Origin of the sequence: Flavobacterium bizetiae, from assembly GCF_024271895.1 — a bacterium.
Lineage (GTDB): Bacteria > Bacteroidota > Bacteroidia > Flavobacteriales > Flavobacteriaceae > Flavobacterium > Flavobacterium bizetiae.
Map to the genome: position 1 here is coordinate 4,593,713 of NZ_CP091861.1, position 24,419 is coordinate 4,618,131.

General features: G+C 34.4%; 16 protein-coding genes. 1 reads left to right on the plus strand and 15 read right to left on the minus strand.

What is annotated here, in order from left to right:
* Nucleotides 1–822: 822 nt before the first annotated feature.
* The 11 genes from L0669_RS19075 to L0669_RS19125 all read right to left on the minus strand — a co-directional run bounded on the left by L0669_RS19075 (nucleotide 823) and on the right by L0669_RS19125 (nucleotide 17,883).
* Nucleotides 823–1,566, minus strand: coding sequence for a rhamnogalacturonan acetylesterase (locus L0669_RS19075; protein WP_263759437.1), 744 nt, complete (start codon nucleotides 1,564–1,566; stop codon nucleotides 823–825).
* 121 nt (nucleotides 1,567–1,687) lie between these two features.
* Nucleotides 1,688–3,031, minus strand: coding sequence for a glycoside hydrolase family 28 protein (locus tag L0669_RS19080; RefSeq protein ID WP_263759439.1), 1,344 nt, complete (start codon nucleotides 3,029–3,031; stop codon nucleotides 1,688–1,690).
* Between the two features lie 78 nt (nucleotides 3,032–3,109).
* Nucleotides 3,110–5,119 carry a pectate lyase gene (gene pelA / locus L0669_RS19085; protein WP_263759440.1) on the minus strand — a complete coding sequence of 670 codons (2,010 nt, stop codon included), beginning with the start codon at nucleotides 5,117–5,119 and terminating at the stop codon, nucleotides 3,110–3,112.
* 59 nt (nucleotides 5,120–5,178) lie between these two features.
* Nucleotides 5,179–6,777, minus strand: a complete 1,599-nt coding sequence (locus L0669_RS19090; RefSeq protein WP_263759441.1) for a glycoside hydrolase family 43 protein — start codon at nucleotides 6,775–6,777, stop codon at nucleotides 5,179–5,181.
* A gap of 145 nt (nucleotides 6,778–6,922) precedes the next feature.
* Nucleotides 6,923–8,143 (minus strand): glycoside hydrolase family 88/105 protein, encoded by a 1,221-nt coding sequence (locus L0669_RS19095; RefSeq protein ID WP_263759443.1) that lies wholly within the window; start codon nucleotides 8,141–8,143, stop codon nucleotides 6,923–6,925.
* A 22-nt stretch (nucleotides 8,144–8,165) separates the two neighbouring features.
* A complete protein-coding gene (locus tag L0669_RS19100; RefSeq protein WP_263759444.1) occupies nucleotides 8,166–9,302 on the minus strand; it encodes a glycoside hydrolase family 88/105 protein in 1,137 nt (378 codons plus the stop codon).
* Nucleotides 9,303–9,502: 200 nt separating this feature from the next.
* Nucleotides 9,503–10,468: a DUF4861 domain-containing protein gene (locus L0669_RS19105; RefSeq protein ID WP_263759445.1), complete on the minus strand. Its 966-nt coding sequence runs from the start codon at nucleotides 10,466–10,468 to the stop codon at nucleotides 9,503–9,505.
* A gap of 11 nt (nucleotides 10,469–10,479) precedes the next feature.
* The gene (locus tag L0669_RS19110; protein WP_263759446.1) at nucleotides 10,480–11,415 is read right to left on the minus strand and encodes an alpha/beta hydrolase; all 936 of its coding nucleotides are present in this window, start codon (nucleotides 11,413–11,415) and stop codon (nucleotides 10,480–10,482) included.
* A 99-nt stretch (nucleotides 11,416–11,514) separates the two neighbouring features.
* Nucleotides 11,515–13,221, minus strand: a complete 1,707-nt coding sequence (locus tag L0669_RS19115) for a RagB/SusD family nutrient uptake outer membrane protein (protein ID WP_263759448.1) — start codon at nucleotides 13,219–13,221, stop codon at nucleotides 11,515–11,517.
* Between the two features lie 11 nt (nucleotides 13,222–13,232).
* Nucleotides 13,233–16,409 (minus strand): SusC/RagA family TonB-linked outer membrane protein, encoded by a 3,177-nt coding sequence (locus L0669_RS19120; RefSeq protein ID WP_263759450.1) that lies wholly within the window; start codon nucleotides 16,407–16,409, stop codon nucleotides 13,233–13,235.
* A 34-nt stretch (nucleotides 16,410–16,443) separates the two neighbouring features.
* Nucleotides 16,444–17,883 carry a glycoside hydrolase family 28 protein gene (locus tag L0669_RS19125; RefSeq protein WP_263759451.1) on the minus strand — a complete coding sequence of 480 codons (1,440 nt, stop codon included), beginning with the start codon at nucleotides 17,881–17,883 and terminating at the stop codon, nucleotides 16,444–16,446.
* Between the two features lie 283 nt (nucleotides 17,884–18,166).
* On the opposite strand from L0669_RS19125, the gene L0669_RS19130 reads away from it, so the two are divergent.
* Nucleotides 18,167–19,195 (plus strand): LacI family DNA-binding transcriptional regulator, encoded by a 1,029-nt coding sequence (locus L0669_RS19130; protein ID WP_173971827.1) that lies wholly within the window; start codon nucleotides 18,167–18,169, stop codon nucleotides 19,193–19,195.
* 182 nt (nucleotides 19,196–19,377) lie between these two features.
* Here L0669_RS19130 and L0669_RS19135 read toward each other — a convergent pair whose 3' ends face one another.
* From L0669_RS19135 to L0669_RS19150, 4 genes are all read right to left on the minus strand, one after another.
* Nucleotides 19,378–20,997, minus strand: a complete 1,620-nt coding sequence (locus tag L0669_RS19135; RefSeq protein ID WP_263759453.1) for a UxaA family hydrolase — start codon at nucleotides 20,995–20,997, stop codon at nucleotides 19,378–19,380.
* Nucleotides 20,998–20,999: 2 nt separating this feature from the next.
* Nucleotides 21,000–22,466 (minus strand): tagaturonate reductase, encoded by a 1,467-nt coding sequence (locus L0669_RS19140; protein WP_263759454.1) that lies wholly within the window; start codon nucleotides 22,464–22,466, stop codon nucleotides 21,000–21,002.
* 219 nt (nucleotides 22,467–22,685) lie between these two features.
* Nucleotides 22,686–23,357, minus strand: coding sequence for a bifunctional 4-hydroxy-2-oxoglutarate aldolase/2-dehydro-3-deoxy-phosphogluconate aldolase (locus L0669_RS19145; RefSeq protein WP_173971825.1), 672 nt, complete (start codon nucleotides 23,355–23,357; stop codon nucleotides 22,686–22,688).
* 10 nt (nucleotides 23,358–23,367) lie between these two features.
* Entirely contained in the window at nucleotides 23,368–24,390 is a 1,023-nt protein-coding gene (locus tag L0669_RS19150; RefSeq protein WP_263759456.1) for a sugar kinase, read from the minus strand.
* Nucleotides 24,391–24,419: the final 29 nt, after the last annotated feature.

A 24,419-nucleotide genomic window follows, 5' to 3' on the forward strand; every position in this document is an offset into this window, starting at 1 on the left:
GAAAGAAAACATTTAAAAATTTGGTCTTTATACAAATCTTTAATAACATTCATAATAATACAACAAGCATCCCTCTGTCAAGTTTTTTTTTAAACCTGATCAAATTTAGCCTTACAAAATGGCATCAAGCAATTAGTAGTAGGAAACTAATTCTCAAAGCATTCTTATAAAAAATGATATTAATTAAAAAGGGGCTTCTTTGCTTAAACTAAATTTAATGCGGCGGATAGATAGAGATAATATAGAAAATTACCTCAGGAATAAGTAAAACTCTTTGGTTAAATAAATAACCTTGCTATTTTAACAATTGCTAAGTTACTGAATTTCAAATAAAAACACAATTAAAATAAAATATTTTGTTAATTAATGTACTTTTATCAAAGAAAAACACTTTCAAATTCTAGCAATATGTTAATTAATTGTAATAATTAATTAACATAACTTTTCTTTTAAAATAAGGGGGTTTGAAGTTACTAACCATTAACTAATTAATCAAATAAACTGACTAAAGTGAATTATTTGTTAAATGTTAAATTTTGATTTAAATTAAAAAACAGCGCTTTTTCAGGAATTTAAAAGGGCTTTTTTGAAGAAATTACACTTACAAAAAAACTAAAACAAACAAAAAAAGAGAGAACTCACGCTCTCTCTTTTTAAAAAAAATCATCAAAATATTTAAAATAGAATACTAAGAATAAACAAAAAACAATTTACTTCTAACAAAGGTTCTTAATATTGAATACAAATTTCAACATCATACTCAAATACATTTACCCCTAAAAGGTTTTAAAATCACAACTTAGGACATCTTTACAATAAATGTCATTTTATTCCTTTTTGAAGTCTTTGTAAAGAAGAATCTTTAAAAAGCTTTATCTGATTTACAACAATTTGAGCAATTTCGGTAGCGCCTTTTAAGGAAAGATGTGTATCATCTGCTTTATCTTTATCATAATAAGCATTTTCACCCGCTTTAAAATGCAAATGCAATTGCTTTGATTGTTCAGGTCCATAGGATTGTTCCAGTAATTCTGTGTAATATTCCAGATCAATAAAAGGAACGTTATATTCCTGTGCCACCATTCGTGTTTCTAAAGGATAATCGCCATGAGTAGGTACCAATACTCCTTTTTCATTAAAATTACGCCTTGCTATAGAACTCAATAATATTGGTATTGCGCCTTTTTCACGGCTTTCTTTTACAAACCTGATTAGGTTATAGCGATAACTCGTATGCGGATTTGTATATCGGGTCGAATCTTCTATTTTTTCGTCGTTATGGCCAAATTCAATAAAAACATAATCGCCTTTTTTAAGTTTTTTATAAATAGAATCCCAACGTTTTTCATTGATAAAACTTTTGGTGCTTCGCCCATTTACAGCCTTATTTACAACCACAATATCATCCTTAAAAAACGGTTGTAAAACTTGCGCCCATCCATGTTCAGGATTTTTGTCCGGATTTTTTTTATTGGCCATTGTTGAGTCTCCAATGGTGTATAGCGTAGTTTTTTGCGCGAAACTTACTGTAGAAATTAATAATGCTAATAATATGTATTTTTTCATTTGGTTTTATTTTAATATCAACAATGTCAGTCTGAGCGCAGTCGAAGACCTTTATAGCCAACAAGTCCTTCGACTACGCTCAGGAGGACAAATTGATTCGCTTACACAAAAAATGCTGAACTTATTTCGCTGCCGAAGGCACTCCTGCTCTCTTTCCTATAAAAACATCGGTCATTAAAACATTCTCTGCATTTTCATTCGAAAGGGCATTTTTTGCTTCTTTGATTTCTATATTCTTAAAAGAAATGTTCTGAATCTTTTTCTCCGGAAATCCCTGAATTACAATTCCTGATTCTGACGCTTTATTGCAGCTAATGTTCGAAAAATGTATGTTTGAAATCTCAGATTGGTATCCTTTTCCCTCTCCATGATAATTTGCTGTCATGTACAAACAGTCTTCGACCTCATCAAGCTGAATATTCCTGACAAAAACATTCTTTATAAAACCGCCTCTGTCTGCATTGGTTTTCAAATAAATCCCTCTTTTTAGGTAACCAACAGTTTTACAATTTTCTACAAAAACATTTTGAACTCCCGCCGACATTTCGCTGCCTATTACAACGCCATGAAGCCCTTTGAAATTACAATTCCTAATCACAATATTTTCACTTGGCGTGGCCGAATTTGCTCGTCCTTCGTGATCTCGTCCTGCTTTAATCGCTACATTATCATCGCCATTATCAAAGGTCACATTTTCTATTAGAACATCTTTCGCATATTCAGGATCAATACCATCGTTATTATGATTTAATGATTGGTAACTCACTCCACGAACTGTAATGCTTTCTGATTTTAGCAAATGCAAACACCAAAAAGGAGAATTTTCTATCCTGATATTTTCTACCAAAATGTTTTTGCAATTAAAAAACTGAATCATTTGCGGACGTAAAAAATAGCCTTCTCCAAATTTCCTGTCCTTAATAGGGGTGTTATTATGATTCATATCACGGCTTAAATTCTTTCCTTCTGTTTCTTTGGCTTTAAAAATTTTCCAGGTCTTCCCTCCTTCTCCATCAATTGTTCCTTCGCCGGTTATAGCAACATTCGAACATCCGTAAGCATAAATTAACGGACTGTAATTATACAGCATTGTCCCTTCCCAACTGGTTAAAACCATGGGTAAATAGTCTTCTGGTTTATCACTGAATTTTATTTTTGCTCCCTTTTCTATTTTAAGGTTTACGTTGCTTACAAAATGAATTGGTCCATTAATTTTATAAGTTCCTTTTGGTACTATAATAGTTCCTCCGTTATTCTTTTTACACAATGCCATAGCTTTGTCAAATGCAGCTTTGTTATTGCTCACAGCATCTCCTTTGGCACCTAATTTCAATACATTTATTTGGTATGAAGGAATTACAGGAAGCTGAATTCTATTGACAATAGCCTCTGCTTTTGCTGATGGAAACTCGTTGTTTTGCGCAAAAGAAGTGTAGGAAATCAATAAAAAAAGTAAATATTTCATATATGTCTTTTTTAGTTTCTAAGATTAATACTTAAATTTTAAAAGCTTAGCAACTTAGTATCTCAGTACCTCAGGGGCTTAGTTTGAATACCAATTAGAAATCGAATCTTTTAAGATATTTTCTATTGCATATTTTTCGGCTTCTTTCTTTGAAAGCTGATGTGACCAAACCACTCTTTTTGTGGGCTGAAAACCTTCGCCTTTTCCATTGTATTCTGCATAAAAAGCGCTTTTTTCGGCTTCCGGTTTCGACCAGTTGTGCCAGCCTTCGGGTCTGATATGATTTCCCATATCGCAATTGATGTATACCGTTTTAGCATAAATACGCCATGGTCTTCCTAAATAAACTGCCATTGCAGCTGGTTCAGCCGTAAGTTTACAGCTTTTAAAAACAAATCCAAAAGTGGTATCCTGAGGCGTTGAAGCTGCAGTTATATAAGAGTTTTTGATACTGTGAATTTCACAATTTTCGAATAATGCAGTGGCACTTCCAAAAATAAAATCGGTTGTACCTTCGATAAAACAGTCTTTAAAATATTGTTTGGCATTTTTTCCGGACAAATACAAAGTGTCCTGGTTGCCCAAAATATTACAATTTACAACCTTAGCCCGATTTGCTACCACAGAAAGTGCAATAGCCTGACCATTATCTCCCGATGCATTTTTAAACGTTATATTCGAAGCCGAAAAATCATCTCCTTCAACCAAAACGGTATAAGTGAAAAAAGTACTATTTCGTCCTGTATTTATTTTCGAAAAATTGTCATCAAAACTAATAATGGTATTTTCTTTACTTTCTCCAACAAGTGCTACATGAGTATTCCATTCCGGAATTCTCACTTTTTCATTATAAATTCCGTTCTTAACAAACACGGTCACTTTTTCATACGGAAAAGAGGGACAAGCATTTATAGCATCCTGAATTTTTGTAAAATCACCTGAACCGTCTAAAGCAACAGTATAGTAATTATCTTTTTTTTTATCCGAAGTCTCTGCTGATGTAAGTTTTACTCCGTTTTTGCCTGCCCAAACCGGAAATTTTTTTAATACTTCTTTTGGTGCATCAGTATACCAGGAATAACCATTTCTACGCTCTGCGCCAATCTCATCAATCGATTTTCTTTTAATTCCGTCACGGTCACAAAAAAAAGGTTCATTGTTATCCAACTCCATAAATCTTGCCCAGATTGGTGCCGCATTTGGAGTAACAATCATTTTTTTATCTATAATTTTTCCGGCATCGTTTGTAATGCGTTGCTCTTCAAGATTTGTGATTTTTGTTTTTTCGAACCATGTCTGAGCACTTTTTATGGCTGTAATTATTTCTGGTGAAGGTTTTTCTACAGACATTAAAAGCAACACAATTTTAGCAGATTCGTAACCACTTAACGATGCCAGCTCAAAAGCTCTTGCGTTTGCCGGAGCAAAAGTAACTTCGTCATGTTGTGCGCACCATGCGGTTAAAACTCCATTTTGCTTGTATTGTGTTTTTAGAATACAATCGATTCCTTTATCGAATGATTTCTTCGCTTTTTCGACAATTTCCTTAGATGGTTTTATGCTGTAAAAATCACTTTCGTCACTTACATGTTTCATGATAGTTAAGATATTCACCATCGAATCGTCATTGTAAGTAATGTGTGTATAATAGCCTTTTTTTAACGGATAAAACTGAGGCCAGCCACCATTACTATATTGTGCATCAAACAAATAATTCAAACCTTTTAAAAATGATTCTTTATATCGCTCGTCCTTAACCTGAGCATATATTTTAGACATAAAAAGCATTTCCTGACAAGTTGCACTATTGTCTGTAGTAATCTCTTTTGTTGACTTTTTAAGTGCCAATAAATCCTTTTTTTGCTGCGGAGTTAACTCTTCCTGCATCTGGATATTTTTTGGCCATCCGCCAATGTCTCTCTGATACAATAAAACATTCTCCGCTATTTTTTTTGCTTCATCGGTACCAAACCAACTTGCATCGTTTTTACGAATAATATCCGGCCAGTTTTTATATGTATTTTGAGCATTTACAGCAAAGCAAATACTAAACAACACTAATACTATATATTTTTTTAATTGAATCATTTTAAGCTTATTTTATTTCTTTGAACCTTTGCCCCTTTGTCACTTTGAACCTCTGCATCTTATTTTGTCACTTTAAACCAATCTACTGCAACATTTCCCGAATCGTTTGTTCCTTTTTCGCTCAAGGCAAAAAGACCAACTTTGGCGCCAATCCATTTTCCTTCTTTAGCAACAAAATCGGCTCCGATTGACTGGTATTTTTTATCGTCTACACTATAAAAGAAACTACAAACACCTCCTTTTTTAACCCGAACACGCAAATAAATGGTAGTGTTTGATAGTACAACCGGAGTGGTTTCTGTCTCTGAAACTTTTTTATCGAAAGTTCCCGTTTTCTGATTCAAATATAGCTTTCCGTTATCATTTTTAAAATTCAAATAACTATAATCCAATCCCATTATAATAAGACCTGTCGATTCGCCATTTAACCTTGTATTAAAAGTCAGTTTAGTGGTTACGGTAAACTCTTCGGCTGGAAATTTTTGAAGTAATAAATTAGGAGCATCAAAAATCTTCTGATTGTCTTTTATAGTCGGTAGACAAAATAGATTAAGATATCCTAAACTTGTCGAAAATCCCCAATTAATCTGAGAATTAGCCTGCCATTGCCATTGTAAACCCAATTTAGTTTCATTAAACTCATCTGATTCTGCAGGAGTTTCTATTGGATATTTCTTGCCTACATTTGGTTTCTTAAAAGTAGTAACCGGTTCTCCAATTCCGTTTTTATCAAAATCCTGTCCCATCACCGGCCAGTCTTTTTCCCATTTCATAGGCTGCAAATGCACGATTCTTCCGTAAGCTCCTTTATCCTGAAAATGAATGAACCAATCTTCTCCCGTTTGTGTTTGTACCCAAGCTCCCTGATGCGGACCGTTTATAGCGGTTTTTCCCTGCTCCAGAACTTTTTTCTTTTCATAAGGTCCGTACACATTTTTTGATCTTAAAACAGTTTGCCAACCAGTAGAAACACCTCCGGCAGGAGCAAAAATATAGTAATACCCATTTCGTTTATAAAATTTAGATCCTTCAATGGTACCTTCACTTTCATGTCCGTCAATTACCATCACTTCGTCATTATTCGCAATTGTACCTTCGGCATTCATGCTGCAAACTACGATCAGGCTTTTAATTTGTGCACGGCTTCCGGCAAAGGCATGAACGAGATATACTTTTCCGTCCTCATCCCATAACGGACTTGGATCTATAAGCCCTGTTCCTGCTTTTACCAACAAAGGTTCAGACCATGGTCCTTCTGCTTTTTGGGCTTTAATCATATAAATTCCAAAATCAGGATCAGGATAATAAATATAAAATTCATCATTATGAAAAGTAATACTTGGCGCCCAAACACCATTGCCGTGTTGTACTTTATTAAAAATTTCAAACGGAGGCTGTTTTGGCAAAGCATAACTCAAAATTTTCCAGTTGACAAGATCTTTCGAATGCAAAATGGGTAACCCCGGAATACAATTAAAAGACGATGCTGTCATATAAAAATCATCTCCTACACGCACCACATCAGGATCAGAATAATCAGCATGAATTATGGGATTGGTATACGTTCCGTCTCCATTATCCGGTATCCAAACCTGCGCCGTATTCTTCTGAAAAGAAAAAACGAAAAGGAAAAGAATGACGATTTTTATGTTTTTCATTTTTTTATATTATACTTATAATTAGACCTAACAGGTTTTAAAAACCTGTTAGATCTTCTCTTTACTTTTTACGCGTTTCTATGCGATGCTTCGACTTCGCTCAGCAAGACAATAAAACAAACATTCATAATTTATAATTTATAAACTATCTATTCAACTCTAAAGCAGCCAAAATAAATGGTCCGGTAGCTTTAGGATCATTGTCTTTTTTCTTTTCGTTTACATAATATTCGTAAGATCCGTCACGATAAGGAGTTCCGCCTAAACCGGCAACCTGACAAGCTTGTGTTAATGTAATTCCGCCATCAGCATCTGTTTTTATCAGTTTTTTAGTCAATCCGTCAAAAGCTTTGTTGGCCAATTTTTTATAGCTTGCAGGTAAATATCCTTTATTGGCTCCTTTTGCAAAAGCGTAAGCAAACATTGATGATCCCGAAGCTTCAAGATAATTTCCTTCTTTACCACCTTTATCTGTTACCTGATACCATAAACCTGATTTATCCTGATATTTTGCCAAAGCAGCCGATGCATTATTCAGGTATTTTACCAATTCTTTTTGTTTTGGATGATCTTTTGGCATATAATCTAAAACATCAACCAATGCCATAACGTACCAGCCTAAAGCTCTTGACCAGAAGTTTGGTGAATTACCCGTTTCTTTATTTGCCCAGGGCATTTGTTTACTTTCATCCCAGGCATGATATAATAATCCTGTTTTAGGATCTGTTGCATGCGATTGGATTATTTCAAACTGTTTTGCGATATCATCAAAGTTTTTTCCATCTTCGAATGTAAGCGTATATTGTGCATAAAATGGTTCTCCCATGTACAAACCATCTAACCACATTTGGTTTGGATAGATTTTTTTATGCCAAAATCCTCCGCTTTGCGTACGTGGCTGTTCAGCAATTTGTTTGCGCACTAACTGCATTGCCTTTAGATATTTTTCTTCTTTTGAAGCAGCATATATATCAAAAAGCAAACGCCCAGGTACTACCAAGTCGATATTGTATTTGTCAAGCTCATACGTCTTAATCGTTCCGTCGTTTTGTACTAATTCATCGACATAACCTCTTATGTAAGTCTTGTATCTTTCATCCGGATTTTTTTTGTATAATTCTTCTATGGAATGCAAAACCAAAGCGTGAACATAATCCCATTTCGGTTTTTTAGAATCATCAATCATGTATGCTTCAGGATGACGTTTCATTAAGGTTAAGGCCATTTTATCTGACCACTTTAAATTTTTAGAAATTACAATTTCTTTTTTTGCAGGTTCCTGAGAAGTCACTTTGCAACTTGTAAAAGCGATTAAACAAACTAAAACAACTGATGTAAAATAACTTTGTCTTTTAGTATTTTTCATTTTAAAATATATTTAAATTTTATTATTTTTTTAATTCTATTGCACTGAGTAAAAATGCTGCTAAAGCGGGTGAACTATTGTCTTTTGCTTTACTATTTGTGTAATATTCATTTGTTCCGTCGCGAAAAGGTTTTCCTCCTAAACCTACACTCGATGAAACGTTTGAAATTATTATTTCGCCATTTTTATCTTTTTTTACAAATACTGCAAGATAAGCGTCGAAAGATTTTTGAGCTATTTTTTTATAAGCCGAAGATAAATATCCTTTGTCTGCTCCTTTTGCTAAACTATAAATAATCATTGCCGAAGCAGAAGATTCTAAATAATTATCTTTTAGATCAGGTTTATCTGCCACCTGATACCATAAACCTGATGCGCTTTTATGTGCTACTGCGCTTTTTGCAATCTGATTCAAATAACCTGCCAGCTTTTTATAATTTAGATTTGACTTTGGATAATAATCCAGTGTTTCTACCAAAGCCATCATATACCATCCTATACCTCGTCCCCAAATGGTTGGAGAAGTTCCAGTTTCGGGATTTGCCCAGGCAATTTCTTTACTTTCATCCCACGCCTGATACACCAAACCTGTTTTTTGATCTACCAAATGATTTTGTACCAATTCAAATTGTCTGGCAATATCATCCAGCGATTTTCCATTTTCGTACCTCACTGTATATTGCGTATAAAAAGGTTCTGCCATATACAAACCATCAATCCACATTTGATTGGGATAAATTTGTTTGTGCCAAAATCCTCCGCTTGCCGTTCTGGGTTGAGTTTCTATTTGATGCCTTAATTGTTCTATTACTTTTTTGTAACGATTGTCTTTGGTTTGATCCAATAAATTAAACAATAATTTACCCGGATTTGCAGAATCAATATTATAATCTGCGATGTTATAATCGGTAATACTTCCTTCTGCATCAATCAATTCATCAGCATATTCTTTTATATAATTGAAGTATTTTTTGTCGTTTGTTTTTTGATATAATTTTTCAAAAGCAAACAAAACCAATCCCATTTTATAATCCCATTTTGGCTTTTTAGTTCCGTCGATTTGTGAAGCTTTAGGATAAGTATTCAAAATAGTAAGTGCCGTTCTCTCTGCCCATTTTAAATTGTCAGGAAGAACAGCTTTTTCAGTAATTTGTGCCATTGTTTTATTACCGATAATCAATAACAAAACAATAAGATTTATTTTAAAAAAAGTCGATTTAAGCATACATTATATTTTTTGCCAGAGATTATAAAGATTTTTTTTTTCGCAGATTTAGCAGATCAAGCAGATTTTTGGCAAATTTTCCTTTCCTCTTTATTCTTTCCTCTTTCCTCTTTATTCTATATTCTCTTCAATCTTTACATCTTCCCTTTCTTGTTCAATACTTCTAATTTCTGATCTAAGTACTTCACAAATTCTTCTTTTGTTTTAATACCATTTGGTTCCTGTTCCCAAGCGCCTAAAAAGTAAAAAGAAGTTGCTTTTGTAGTGGGTTTAAAAACCAAAAGATAGTCTAAAGCTGTATCTTCAACATTTTCGATAGTATTGGTTTGATAAAAAATAGCCATTCCTAATTTATCCGGCACTAATGATTGCTCACCGTAAGTTGCTAAATACGCCCATTTTTTATTTTTACTTTCTTTTTTAAGCAATTCGGCATTTTTTTGCTTTACAATTCCGGTACAAATTCCTTTAATTTCTTTTGATGCCTGAATGGTATGTTGCGTATAAAGCTGATCTGGTTTTATCGTTAATACTGATGTAAAATCAATTTTATCCGAAGCGGTTTTCCATCCGTAATAATTCACTTTTACACCCGACTCGGTTGTTTTGTTGGCTACAGTTGCAATGGTTGAGTCTACTTCACGGAAGTGTAATTTTTCACCGGTTAAATAACGATCTATCGACCCAATTCCGATTCCTTTTCCGGCTTTAAGAATATCAGCTCCCCAATCGCTCATCTCATGATACGAATCAAAATTATCCTGACCAACGAGTGGTAAAATGTTTGCCGAAGTTTTCTTTCCAAAAATATCAATTGCATTTCTCCAGTCCAGATACAAACGATATCCAATGCGGTTACTCTCCCAGCCCGGGCCTTCGTAACGAATATCAAAAGAATGATCTGTATGTTCAGGAGCCAATTTTAAGCGATCTACATTTTTAAAAACAGTCCCTCCAATATATTTACGTCCTTCCCATTTACCATCAGTTTTCGCAGATATTTCGGCGTATGTTTTGGCCGTTTTAATGTCGTATTTTTGAGCATTAACCGCTGTAACTCCAACTAAAAATAAGGTTGCTAATGTGATTTTTGTTTTCATTTTTATTATAATTATTTGAATATTCTGTCTAAAAATTGTGTGGTATATTGTACCGTTTCGTCAAACCAGGGCTGAAAAAACCAAAAGGAATGAGGTGAATCCTGAATTGTTTTTACTTCATTATAAATCTTATTCTGATTTAAAATGGTAATCATATCGTCTCTTCCTGCGTGAAACCTTTCAAAACTGCTGTTTATAAACAGAATTGGCGGCGTATTTTTATTCGTATGACTTAAAGCCGATGCTTGTTTCCAATTTTCCGGATTTTCCTGATAAGTTCCGTTGAGCCAAAAAGCGGCCATTTCTCCTTCGTTTGATTCCGGATGTTTAAAAGCTAAAATTCCATCTATATCGATAATTGCCTGCACTTTCGAAGAAGATTTACTTTTGTATGACGTATCTTCAAAACCTAAATCTTCATTTGTTGTACCAATCAAAGCTGCCATTTGACCTCCCGAAGAGCATCCTAAAACGGCAATTTTGTCTGGATCTACTCTGAATCTTTTTGCATTATTTTTTATAAATTTAATCGCGTTTTTTACATCATAAATCGCCTGCGGATATTTTGCCTCGAGCGATAATCTGTATTCAATTGCAAAACAAGAATATCCTTTTGCGGTTATTTCCTGTGCTAAAACCTGCATTTGTTTTTTATTGCCGGATCTCCATCCACCACCATGAATCATGATTATACCCGGATTTTTCTTTTTATTTTTACTAAGAAAGGCATCTAAATGTAATGTTCTGTACTTCTCCTTGTAGTACACTATATTTTCAATCTGAGTATCATTTACCCCTTTATTCGCCTCCGCTATTTTTATAAAAGGATATTTTTTTATGAGTTTATCATAAGTGCTTTTTACCGTATACGACGTATCAATATTATAGCGGTTTTGTGCTATAATACCTTGCGAAAAAAGCAATAAAACAAACAACATTCTTTTCATTTCAGGTAAACTATTATTTCGTTAAGAAAGGAGTCCGATTCATGACCGAACTCCTCTTAACTTCTTCAAAAAAACATAACCTCAGGGATTATAAAATTACTAATAACCAGGATTTTGAGGGAAATCTTTATTTCTATTTAAATCTAATGCCGATTGTGGTATTGGTCTTAAAATCTTTTGCTGACCATTTGCCCCAAGAAAAGCATTAGCAGTTGTAACTTTTGGATTGTATAAAACAGTTCTGTCTACTAATGTTCCTGTACGTTTTAAATCGAACCAGCGGTGGTATTCACCCAATAATTCTCTTCCTCTTTCGTCTAAGATCGTATTGATATCCACTGTTGTTACTACCGGAATTGCTCCTACTACACCTCCACCGGCTCTTCTTCTTACCTCATTTAAACGTGCTGCTGCAATCGAAGGCTGACCTGCTTTGAAATAAGCTTCGGCAGCAATTAAATAGGTTTCTCCAAGTCTGGAGATGATAAAATCGCGAGTGCTGCTTCTGTTTGTTGCAGCTGTAATTGGCGTTGTATTGTAATTGGCACTTGTTGCACCACTGTACGGAGCATTAGGATCATCAAACTTACGAACCGGAATTAGGTTGTAATCTCCACCTGAAGGAGCTGATGAAGAATAAGATCCCCAAATATGATACCCTGCCGGTACTGTTGATGGAGCAGTAATTTTACCCAAATTGGTATGAGATGCTATATAAGCCGCTCTCTCTGCCAGAGTAAACCATTTTGGCTCATAAAAATGACTTACTTTCGAAGCTGATTTATCTGCTGTAGCAGTATAATAATCATAGTATCTGGCAAAAATTTCTGTCATAAAAGTACTTTCCCAACGTTTATCTCCTTTTTCATATAATGACAATGCATAAACAGTTGGACAAAGTGTATAACTTCTGTTAGGATAAGGATTTCCTGCAGCTGCGGCACCTAAATAAGGACCAAACCAATAGTTTTGAGAATTTCCAAGAGCAGTTGTTCCCGTTGCATTAGAAGCTATAGAAAACTGAACCGAAAATATCGTCTCAGCATTCATTTCATTACCCGGTTTTACAACATCTTCAAAAGAAACATTTAGTGCCTGTCCTGCAATTACCTGATCTGCCAAAGTTGCTGCAGTAGTAAAATCTGCTGGTGTTCCAAAAGTTTCGTATCCTTTAGTCAGATATACTTTTGCCAATAAATCCTGAACGGCTCTTTTATTTACTCTTCCTGTATAAGCACCTGCTGCAACTGCCGGAAGTGCTTCGTTAAGATCTTTAAAAATTTGTGCATAAACTTGTTCGGCTGTATTTCTGTCAAAAGAAGTTACGGCACTGTTAAAATTTTCTAATACTACCGGCACACCTCCATAAGTCTGAACTAATAGAAAGTAAGCATTTGCTCTTAAAAATTTAAGTTCACCTACTCTTGTATCTAATGTGCTTGTTTTCTCTGTAAGAGTTGAATAATAAATCCCCTTATTGGCTTGTTGAATGGCCATGTAACAAGTTCTGTACAATAAATCAACTCCTGCAGAAGATGACGACAAGGTTAAATATTTCGCCAATCCTTCCGGTTCCTGATTTCTTCCTTCAGAATACATATCTGTTCCTGCTTCAAACAACCACGGATCACCACCATAAATATCTTTTAAGGCTGCATAATTTGTATTGACCAACGATTCAAACCCGGCAGAAGTAAGAAAATATTGTTCTGCTGAACCAAAAGCAAGATTATCTTCCTCTATAAAATCTGAACAAGAATTAAATGTCGTTGCCAGAATTACTATAAATATTACTAATTTTTTCATTTTTCTTTAATTTAAAATTTTAAACTTAATCCCATCTGAACTGTCATTGTAGACACACGGTTAACTGCTAAAGCTGCAGTTGCCCATTCAGGGTCATATCCTTCGTAATCTGTAAATACAAAAGGATTTAAGACATTAACATATAATCTTAAACTTTTAATTTTTAACTTACTAAGCAGGTCCTGATCAAAACTATATCCTAAAGCAATGTTTTGAACTTTTACGAATGAAGCGTCTTTGTAAAAAGCTACGTTGTTAGTATCATAATAAACTCCTGCTCCACGTGGTAACGGATTTGTATTAGAATATTGAGAAGGAAGACCGGCTCCGTTTGCAGGAACATACCAATCCTTAAGGTCTAATTTTTGACGGCCTCTGTCTGTAACGTCAGCAAAATTATCGTGGAATCCGCTAAATACAGTCATTCCCTGATTCGTGATTAAAGACAATGATAAATCGAATTGTTTTACTTTTAATGTTGTAGAAAAACTTCCTGACCATTTAGGATCGTAGTTTCCTAAAATAGCCCTGTCATTATTAGCGTCTATTTTACCATCATTATTTAAATCTTTTACTCTGGCTTCTCCTGGTTTCTGACCATAAGAAAGTGCTTTAGCTGCTTCGTTTTCCTGCCATACACCATCAAAAACAAAATTGTAGTAAGAGTGAACATTTTCGCCAATAAATAAGTTGTTACCAACATCATCTACTTTATTCTGACCATAAATAGACTCTAATTTATTTACGTTTTTAGTAAAGGTAAAACTCGTTTCCCAAGACACATTTTTCGTCTGAATGTTTTTAGTTACTAATGCAACCTCGACACCTTTATTTCTAATAGAACCTACGTTTGAAGTAATAGTAGGAACTCCAATTTCTAGTGGCAAAGCCTGTTGAAACAATAAGTCTTTTGATAAACGATTGTAAACATCTACACTACCTGAAATTCTATTATTGATAAATCCGAAATCTAAACCTAAGTTCACCTCTTTTGTTTTTTCCCATCCTAAATTTGGATTTCCTAAACTTGCCGCAGTATAACCGTTTGCTACAGTAGAACCATATTCATAATACGTTGGTGTTTTAAGAAGACTTAAACTTGAATAAGGATTAACATTATCGTTTCCGGTATAACCAATACTTCCTCTAAATTTAAAATTAGAAACAAAAGATAATTTTTGCATGAATGCTTCTTCATGAAGATTCCATCCTAAAGCAACAGAAGGGAAAGCCGTCCATTTATTTCCATCAGCCAAAACTGATGATCCGTCATATCTTACAGAAGCCGTCAATAAATAACGTCCTTTGAAAGCATAATTAAAACGGGCTGCATACGATTCTAAAGTGTTTTTAGAATAAGGCGTAAATACACCTGAAGGAATTAAAGCAATATTCCCGCTCCCAGGAGTCAATGTATAAGTAGACTGAGCTCCAGATCCTAAATTATAAAAACTGGTTTCGAAAGGATTTTCTCTTGATGCTGCAAAATAAGTTTCGGTAGTATTAGAATAAAAACTCTGAAGTCCTAAGAAACTAAATACGTGATCTTTTTTTAATGTATAATTGATATTGAACTGGTTATCCCAGGTATAGTTGAAGTTTTGTACATTGGTTACATCACCAGATGGTAAACTTTTATTTTTAAGTCCAAAGTCTGTTTGTGCTCCAAACGATCTTCCTTCTCTTGCATCCATTTTTCCTGCCGAAAAAGTAGATCTAAAAGACAACCAGCTATTTACTTTGTATTCTGCAAATACGTTACCAATTGTAGTAAATCTTTGAATTTCATCAGCAGAATTGGCAATTTCTAAAAACGGATTGTAAGATCCTGTTTTATTAATAGCAGAGGTTCCGTTTGGATATTTTAATGTACCCGGTTGTTGTGCATAAGTACCTACGATTTCGTTTCCGGCTGCATCAATTGCCCAAGGTGAAGTAAATGGATTTTGTCTAAAAGCTTCCTGCATTGCAGTTGGACTTCCTAATTGTTCTTCTGTTTTAGATATAGTAAGATTTACACCAAAAGAGATTTTATCATTTACTTTATGATTCAAACCTGCTTTAAAATTGTACTTATCGATACCTTCATTATCTATAACTCCGGTTTCTTTTTGTACTCCCAAACCTATGTTATAAGATAATCCGTTATCTGCACGACCAGAAACATTTAAGTAATTGTTTTGTGTCATTCCGCCTTTAAGGATACCGTCCTGCCAGTTATAACTTTGATTTTTTGCAACTCTCTGAAATAAAACAGGATTAGAATTTGACTGACCTACTGCCGCGCTTAATTCTGTTGCATCGATATCATTATAAGTTGGATTTGTAGCCGAAATTGTAGTAGCTAAAAATGCTGATTGATGGTAATACCACCACTTTTCAGGGCTCATTAATTTTGGTAATCTTACCGCTTGTTTGTTACCATAAGAAGTGTCGAATGAAACCGTAACTCCTGATTTTGCATTTGTTCCGCTTTTAGTAGTAACAATGATAACCCCGCTTCCTCCTCTTGAACCGTAGATTGCAGCAGACGAAGCATCTTTCAATACATCCATTCTGGCAATATCCTGCGGATTCAAAAAGTCGATGTTATCCGTTGGTACACCATCAACAACAAACAACGGTTTAGAACCATCTTTGTTGATCGAGTTTGTTCCTCTAATAATTACATTAAAACCATCTCCAATACGACCAGAATTAGAAGTTACCTGAACACCGGCAATACCTCCCTGAATTGCTTCCATCGGATTGGTCACGTTTCTTTCGGTTATTTTTGCTGCTGATAAAGTATTAATTGCACCAGTAAGATCTGTTTTTTTTGCAGTACCGTACCCCACAACAACAACTTCATTTAGTGAATTTGATTGTTCAGAAAGGCTTACATTTACTTTAGATTTTCCGGCAACGCTAACCTCCTGCGTTTGAAAACCTAAATAACTAATTACTAAAATTGCTTTACTGTTGGTTACGTTAATTTTAAAACTTCCCTCAAAATCTGTCGAGGTACCGTTTTTAGTTCCTTTCTCCTGAATATTTACACCTGGTAGTGATAATCCCGAAGCATCTGTAATTTTCCCTTCTACCGGAGTCGATTGAGCGTATATTGTCGTACTCAACAGGAAATTCAGGAAAAATAAAAATACAAGATTGCATTTTATTTTTTTCTTAGATAATTGTTTAAAATTCATAATGTGGTTAAATAGTTTGGTTAATTGATAGTTTTTAATTTTTAATGGTTTCTACTTTTTTCTCATTTGCATTTGTATTTATAAAATTGATATTCTTTACGTTTTTCAATAAATAGGGCTTGCCTACTTTTGCTATTTTTACATTTTTAAGTGTAATATTTTCTACCGGAGATTCTTCATATCCTTCTGCCCAGACTCCATACTTTCCACCATTTTTTACTGTGATATTTTCCAGGTTTATATTTCTTACTGTAGGGATAAAATTTCCGGTTTGAGAACCGTATACATTATAGAACATCGTTACCCGCAACACACATTCTTTTACAGTTCCTACTTCAAGATTTCGCACATATACATCTTCTACAACTCCACCTCTTTTTGAATTTGTTTTGATGCGAATAGCACGATCCAGATTAGGGCTATCCATCACGCAATTCTCTACAAAAACATTATTGACACCAGCAGATATTTCACTTCCCATTACTACTCCGCCATGACCGTCGATCATTTTACAATTCTGAACAATGATGTTTTTACTTAGTATTGCCACTCTCCTGCCATCAGCATCACGACCTGATTTTATTGCTATACAATCATCTCCGGTATTAAATGTGCAGTTTTTAATGAGTACATTTTGCGAATATTCAGGATCACAACCGTCATTATTAGGACCGTGACTATTTACAGTTACGCCATCAATAATGATATTATTTGTTTTTATAGGATGTAAAATCCAAAACGGAGCATTTATTACTGTAATGTCTTTTACCAAAACGGTGTTACACTCAAAAAACTCAATAAAATTGGGGCGTAAATAACGTCCTTCACCAAAAATTCTCTCTTCGACCGGAATACCTTTTTCAGCCATTTCAATTAAAACTTCACGGTTTTCAGGATCATTTTGAGAAGGAATTCCTTTCTTCCATCCATAATCTTTTCCTCCTGACCAAATCCACCAATTTGTAGCATCGGCCTGACCGTTTAAAGTTCCTTTTCCGGTTATGGCAACATTAGTTTTGTTCCTGGCATATATAAGAGGAGAATAATTCATAAGTTCAGTTCCTTCCCATGAAGTGTGAACCATTGGATATTCTTTAGGATTGATGCTAAAAAGAATCTCGGCATTATCTTCCAAATGCAAATTCACATTACTTTCTAGATGTATAGGACCTGTCAGATATTTTCCCTTAGGAACCAAAACTCTTCCTCCGCCATTATTTGCACATGCTTTAATTGCTTTTTCGAAAGCAAGTGTATTGGATGTTTTTCCATCCGCTACAGCGCCAAAATCTTTAATGTTGAATGTTTTATCTGGAAATTGAGTCTGAGGAATACTTTTTATAATTAAGTCCATTTTTTTCCACGGATTAGCATCAGAAACTTTAGCAGTTTGCTTTGCACAGGATGAAATCAATAAAGCAGCTACGCTAGTGATTAATACTGTTCTGAACGCTATTATCTTATTTACAATCATTTGAGTAGTATTTATTGTTTGATAATCAAAACAATGTAATTATGTAATCGATTACACGAAAATATAAAATAACTTCGACTGCACCAAATTAATTTAGAAAATATTTGTATATTTAATTTTTATTATGAAATATAATTACACTTAATGTAAAAAAAACTATAATTTATTATCATTGTTGAACCGAAAACGTTATAATTATTAGCCATGGTAATCGATAACAATTTGTGTAACGTTATAAAAAAAAATGTATTTTTGTCAAAGTTTAATCTGAAAACCTTTATTAATGAGCGAAAAAATAACTATTTACGATATTGCTGAAAAATTAAATATCACTGCCGCTACCGTTTCAAGGGCTTTAAACAACAATCCGAAAATAAAAGAGAGTACTCGTGAGCTGGTTATCAAAACTGCCGCTGCGATGAACTACAAACAAAATAAACTGGCACTGGCCTTAAAAAGCGGACGTAGTAATAATATCGGAGTTATTGTTCCTCGTATAGACAGCAACTTTTTTGCCTCTGTTATTAGAGGAATCGAAGAGGAACTTCATCCTCATGGTTATCAGGTTATTATTTGCCAGACTCACGAAAGCGCAAAAAGAGAAAATGAGAATTTATATACTTTAATAGATGCACAAGTAGACGGTATCATAATGTCGGTTACAGATGTTACCGGCGAAAATGAAGGCGCTTTTCATAACGTATTACAAAAAAATGTTCCGCTAATATTTTTCGATAGAAGCAAACATATTGATGGAGTAAGTTCAGTAACTATCAATGACTTCAAAGGAGGCTATATTACTACCAAACACTTAATTGATGAAGGCTGTAAATCTATTGCCCATTTATCCGGAGATCAATCTCTTGAAATTTTTAAAAACAGGTTTTTAGGATACAAACAAGCTTTACTGGATAACGGAATAACATTTAAAGAAGAATATGTAATTCCCGTTAAAAGTTTTGTCGATGCAGGAAAAGAAGCTGTTGATTTATTATTACAATTAGAAACTCCTCCGGATGCTATATTCTCTTCAAGTGATTTTGCGGCATTAGGCGCCATTCAGGAATTAAGATCACGAAATATCAGCATTCCTAAGGATTTTTGTGTTGCAGGTTTCAGTAATGAACCATTCACAAAATTCATGGAATTATCTATAACTTCTGTAGATCAGTCTCCACTTGAAATGGGAAAAATGTCTGCTCGTGTTTTCTTAGAACAAGTAGATAAAACAGATACTATCAAAATCGAAAAAAAGGTAGTTCTCGCTCCTGAATTACACATTCGTAAATCATCATCAAGAACCAGCTCTTAGTTTTTAAGATAAATTTTCAACATATAGAGACGCACAGCAGTGCGTCTTTTTTTTTACTATATAATTAGATTTAAGTTTACCGCATAAACAGACTAAAACAAAAGGCAGCTCTTTAAAGAGCTGCCTTTTTTATTGAGTGTAATAAAAACTAAAGTGAACTTATATCACTTAGATGGTAAAAATTATAATGAAACTCCTCTTTTCCAAGGAATAAATACATCTTGTTTCAACTGGTCTGCTTTTGTTTCCACGTTTCCGCTTGCCAATTCTATAATGTAATCTACTATTTCTGCTCCAACTTCGGTAATGGTTTTTTCACCAGTAATCACCGTTCCGGCATTTACATCGATAATATCAGACATTCTATTAATTAATGCCGTGTTCGAAGAAATTTTTACAACGGGTGCAATCGGATTTCCCATCGGATTTCCTAAACCTGTGGTAAATAAAACAACTGTTGCGCCCGATCCAACCAATCCTGTGGTACATTCTGCGTCATTTCCCGGCGTATTTAAAAGATTTAATCCTGGTTTTGAAATATATTCCCCGTAATCTAAAACATCTACAACAGGTGAAGTTCCACCTTTTTTAGCTGCGCCAGCAGATTTCATTGCATCTGTAATTAATCCGTCTTTGATGTTTCCCGGAGATGGATTCATATCAAACCCTGAACCTGCATCTACAACTGATTTTTCAAAAGCTTTCATTAAAGTTAAAAACTTATCTGCTTTTTCTTCGTCCACACATCGGTTCATTAATTCTTGCTCAACGCCACATAATTCAGGAAACTCTGCCAAAATTGTTTTCCCTCCCAAAGCTGCAAAAATATCTGAAACAATTCCTAATGCCGGATTAGCAGAAATTCCTGAAAATCCGTCAGACCCTCCACATTCTAAACCAATACTTAGCTTTGAAAGTGGAGCAGGTTTGCGCTCAATTTTGTTGGCTCTTTTAATGGCTTCATATGAATCTTTAATCACCATTTGAAACATTTGATCGGTAGTTCCAATTTGTTGTTGCTCATAGATCAAAATTTCTTTATCACTATTCGGACTCATTTCTTTCAATGCCTTTTTAAAAATATCAACTTGCAAATTTTGGCAACCTAAACTTAAAACAGTTGCACCTGCAACATTTGGGTTGTTCACATATCCTGCAAGCAGTTTTGCCAACAATTCTGAATCTTGTCGAATCCCTCCACAACCACCTTGATGATTGATAAATTTTACTTCGACATTATCTAAAAGATTTTCATTTAAATTTTTATCCGAAACTTCTTCCACGCTTTTTTCTTCAATCAAAGAGCGTAACAAATTTTTATAAGAAACTTCTTTTTTGGGCATTAATTCGTTTTCGAAAATATCTTTCAGTTTTTCGATATTTTTGTTTTCACAAAAAACCAATGGAAAAAATAACCATACATTTTTGGTTCCAACTTGTCCATCAGTACGGTGGTATCCGTTAAAAGTTTTGTCTTTCCAACGATCTACATTTGGTGGAGTCCAACCTAAATTTCCGTTTTTACCAAAAACTTTTTCACTTTGATGTTTTACATTTTCGGTGGTAATTACTTCTCCTTTTTTTATAGGTTTAGCAGCTTTTCCAACCAAAACACCATACATTATAATATCATTACCAATTGCAAAATCTTTCTCTGCAATTTTATGTTTTGCTTTAACATCAGTTGTTGGTGAGACGGTAGTTCCTTCAAACATAATTTGTTCGTTTTGTACCAAATCGGTTAAAGCGACAATTACGTTATCTGCCGGGTTGACTTTTATTAATTTTTTTTGAGTTGCCATGATTAAGCGTTCTGAGTTGTAGTATGTAATTGTTTTTGAAAATTAGCAAAACCATTTTCAATTCCGTTTGCATCAATTTCCTCCAAAGCTGTTGTAATTGCTTTTGTCAAGCCCGGAATCAGCGTTAAATCTTCATCCCAGAAACTTTTATTTTGCAAAGTAAGTCGTGCTATTTTCTCGTAATCATCACATTTCCAAAGTCCGTCAAAGAAAGATACAATATCTTCGCTGTCATTAACCGGTAAGCTTTCGCCTTTCCATGTTCCTTTATAAAAACGAATTAAAGCAGCAAATGCAAAGGTCAAATGAACCGGAAGTTTATGATGAATATCAACATATCCGGTTAAACTTGGCAGTACACGAACCTTAAATTTTGAAATTGAATTCAGTGCAATAGAAGACAATAAGTGTTTGATAAACGGATTTCTAAAACGGTCTAAAATTTCTTCAGAGAAACTTGCCAGCTCCGCTTTATCCATCTTTAAAGTTTCATTGATCTCATCAAAAACAGCTTTGTTTACAAATTCTCCCGTAAAAGCATTATCTACTGTTTCTTTTACAGTTTCATTACCATAAAGCAATGAAAAAGGCACCATTGCCGTATGTGCTCCATTTAAAATTCTCACTTTACGTGTACGATAAGGCTGCATATCAGCAACGATTTTTACATCTAATCCTGTTTTTTCAAATGGAAGTTTTGCTTTCAGTTTATCATCGCCTTCAATTACCCATAAAAAGAAGCTTTCTGCGCTTACAATCAAATCATCTTTATAATCTAACTGACTGTTATATTCCTCGATTTGATCTTTTGGATATCCCGGTACAATTCTGTCTACTAATGTATTATGAAAAGTACAATCGTTGATCAGCCATAATTTAAAATCTGCTTCCAGATTCCAGTCGACACAATATTTTAAAACAATTTCTTTTAAAGTATCTGAATTATAATTAATTAATTCGCAAGGAATAATAGTCAAAGCTTTTGATTTATCACCTTTGAAGTGCTTGAATCTTTCGTGTAATAACACCGTCAATTTAGCCGGAAATGAAACTGGCGGCTGCATTGTAGGGCGATCTGATTCGATATATTCGATACCGGCTTCAGTTGTATTAGAAATAATAAAAGCCAGTTCTTCTTCTTTAGCTAAAGCCAAAAATTCCTGAAAAGATGCATAAGGGTCAATGGCTTTTACAATGTTGGTAATCAATTCTTTTTCCTGAATTTCTTCGCCTTTTTTAACCCCTTTCATAAACAAAGTATACAACCCGTCCTGAGCATTGATCATATTTACCAACCCTTTATCAATAGGCTGTACAACTGCGATTCCTGCATTAAAATCTGCATCTTTATTTAATTTTTGAAAAGCATATTCTACAAAAGCCCTTAAGAAATTACCCTCTCCAAATTGCACTATTTTCACTGGGAGTTTCTCTGAAAACCCCGAGTTTGATCTGTTTATTTTCTCCATTATAATTTTCTTTAAAGTGTTATAAATAATCACATGAAACACCTTATTTATCTTTGTTTTCTGCAACTTAACCAACTGTAAAAGAAACATTACACTTGTGTGAGGAAAGTAAATTTTACTGTGAGGAATGGCAAAATTTATTTTTCAAGTGTAATGCTCAATTACAATCTCTAAAATCTAAAAAAAACGGTTTTAAATAAGGATCGGTATGATTACTCCTTATTTATTTTTAATATTTTTGATGATATCAAGTACCTGACTTACTTTCGTTTTTAAGCCATCATAATCCTGATTATCTAATATTTCTTTTGAAATTAACTGCGATCCTATACCTACACAAGTTGCACCGGCATTTAACCACGAAGTAAGACTTTCTACAGTAGGCAAAACACCTCCTGTTGGCATTATATTGGTCCACGGACATGGTCCTTTTATTGCTTTTATAAACTCCGGACCGTAAATATCTCCGGGGAATAATTTTACAATTTCACATCCTAATTCTTCTGCCCTTGCAATTTCTGTAAGTGTTCCGCAACCTGGCGACCACAATACTTTACGTCGGTTACATGCTATGGCTATATCTTCTCTAAAAACAGGAGTTACAATAAAATTAGCTCCTAAACTCATATACAATGAAGCTGCTGCCGCATCGGTTATAGAGCCCACACCTAACATCATTCCCGGCAATTCGGCCAAAGCATATTTGTTTAAAGCTCCAAAAACTTCATGAGCAAAATCGCCTCTGCTTGTAAACTCCATTAATCGGGCGCCACCATCATAACAGGCTTTTAATACTTTTTTGCTTATTTCGATATCTGAATGAAAAAACAACGGAACCATTCCGTTTTCTTTCATTTGTAAAGCCACTTCAATTCTTGAATATTTTGCCATTTTTTTCTAATTATCTTGATACTAATGCAGAACCATCACCATCAATCATATTTTCAACTTCTTTTAAAGTAACCAGATTATAATCTCCTGCAATAGTGTGCTTTAAACAGCAAGCTGCTACTGCAAAATCTAATGCTCTCTGGTTATTATTTTGATATTGCTGTAATCCGTAAATTAATCCTCCCATAAAAGCGTCGCCACTACCTACTCTGTCTACAACCGGGGTAACTTCTTTTACAGCAGCCTGATAAATTGCTTTTCCGTCGAACAAAATCCCGCCAATTCTTTGATGAGAAGCACTTACAGAATAACGTAATGTGGTCGCAACAGTTTTTAAATTCGGAATCAAATCAAACAATTTGGTATATAAAACCGGAAGCGATTTTTCGTCCTGATAATTTGGATTTACTTTTGGAATTCCTAACATGAAATAAGCCGTATCAATGTCTCCTAAAATAACATTACTGTATTGTAACATTTCAGGCATAACCTCACTTGGCGTTTTGCCATATTGCCATAGTTTTGATCTGTAATTTAAATCGCATGAAATCGTGATTCCCATTTTATGCGCCACTTTAATAGCTTCTAAACAAGCTTCGGCAGCGCTTTCTGAGATTGCCGGAGTAATTCCGCTCCAATGAAACCAGGTTGCACCCTGAAGAACTTTTTCCCAATCGATTGTACCTTTTTGAATCGTTGCCATCGAACTATGCGCGCGATCATAAACCACATTACTGCCACGTGTTCCCGCACCGGTTTCAAGAAAATAAATCCCTAAACGTTCGCCTCCGTAAACTATATTTTTGGACTCAACGTTCATTTTTCGCATTTCTTTTAATGCCGAAGTACCGATTTCATTGTCAGGTAATCTTGTTACAAATTCTGCGTTTACGCCATAATTCACCAAAGACACACAAACATTAAATTCACCGCCTCCGTAAGAAGCACCAAATTCCTTTGCCTGCGAAAAACGTAGGTGTCTCTCTGTCGAAAGACGCAACATAATTTCTCCGAATGCAACTACTTTACTCATTATTTATATATTTTTTGCCACAGATTACA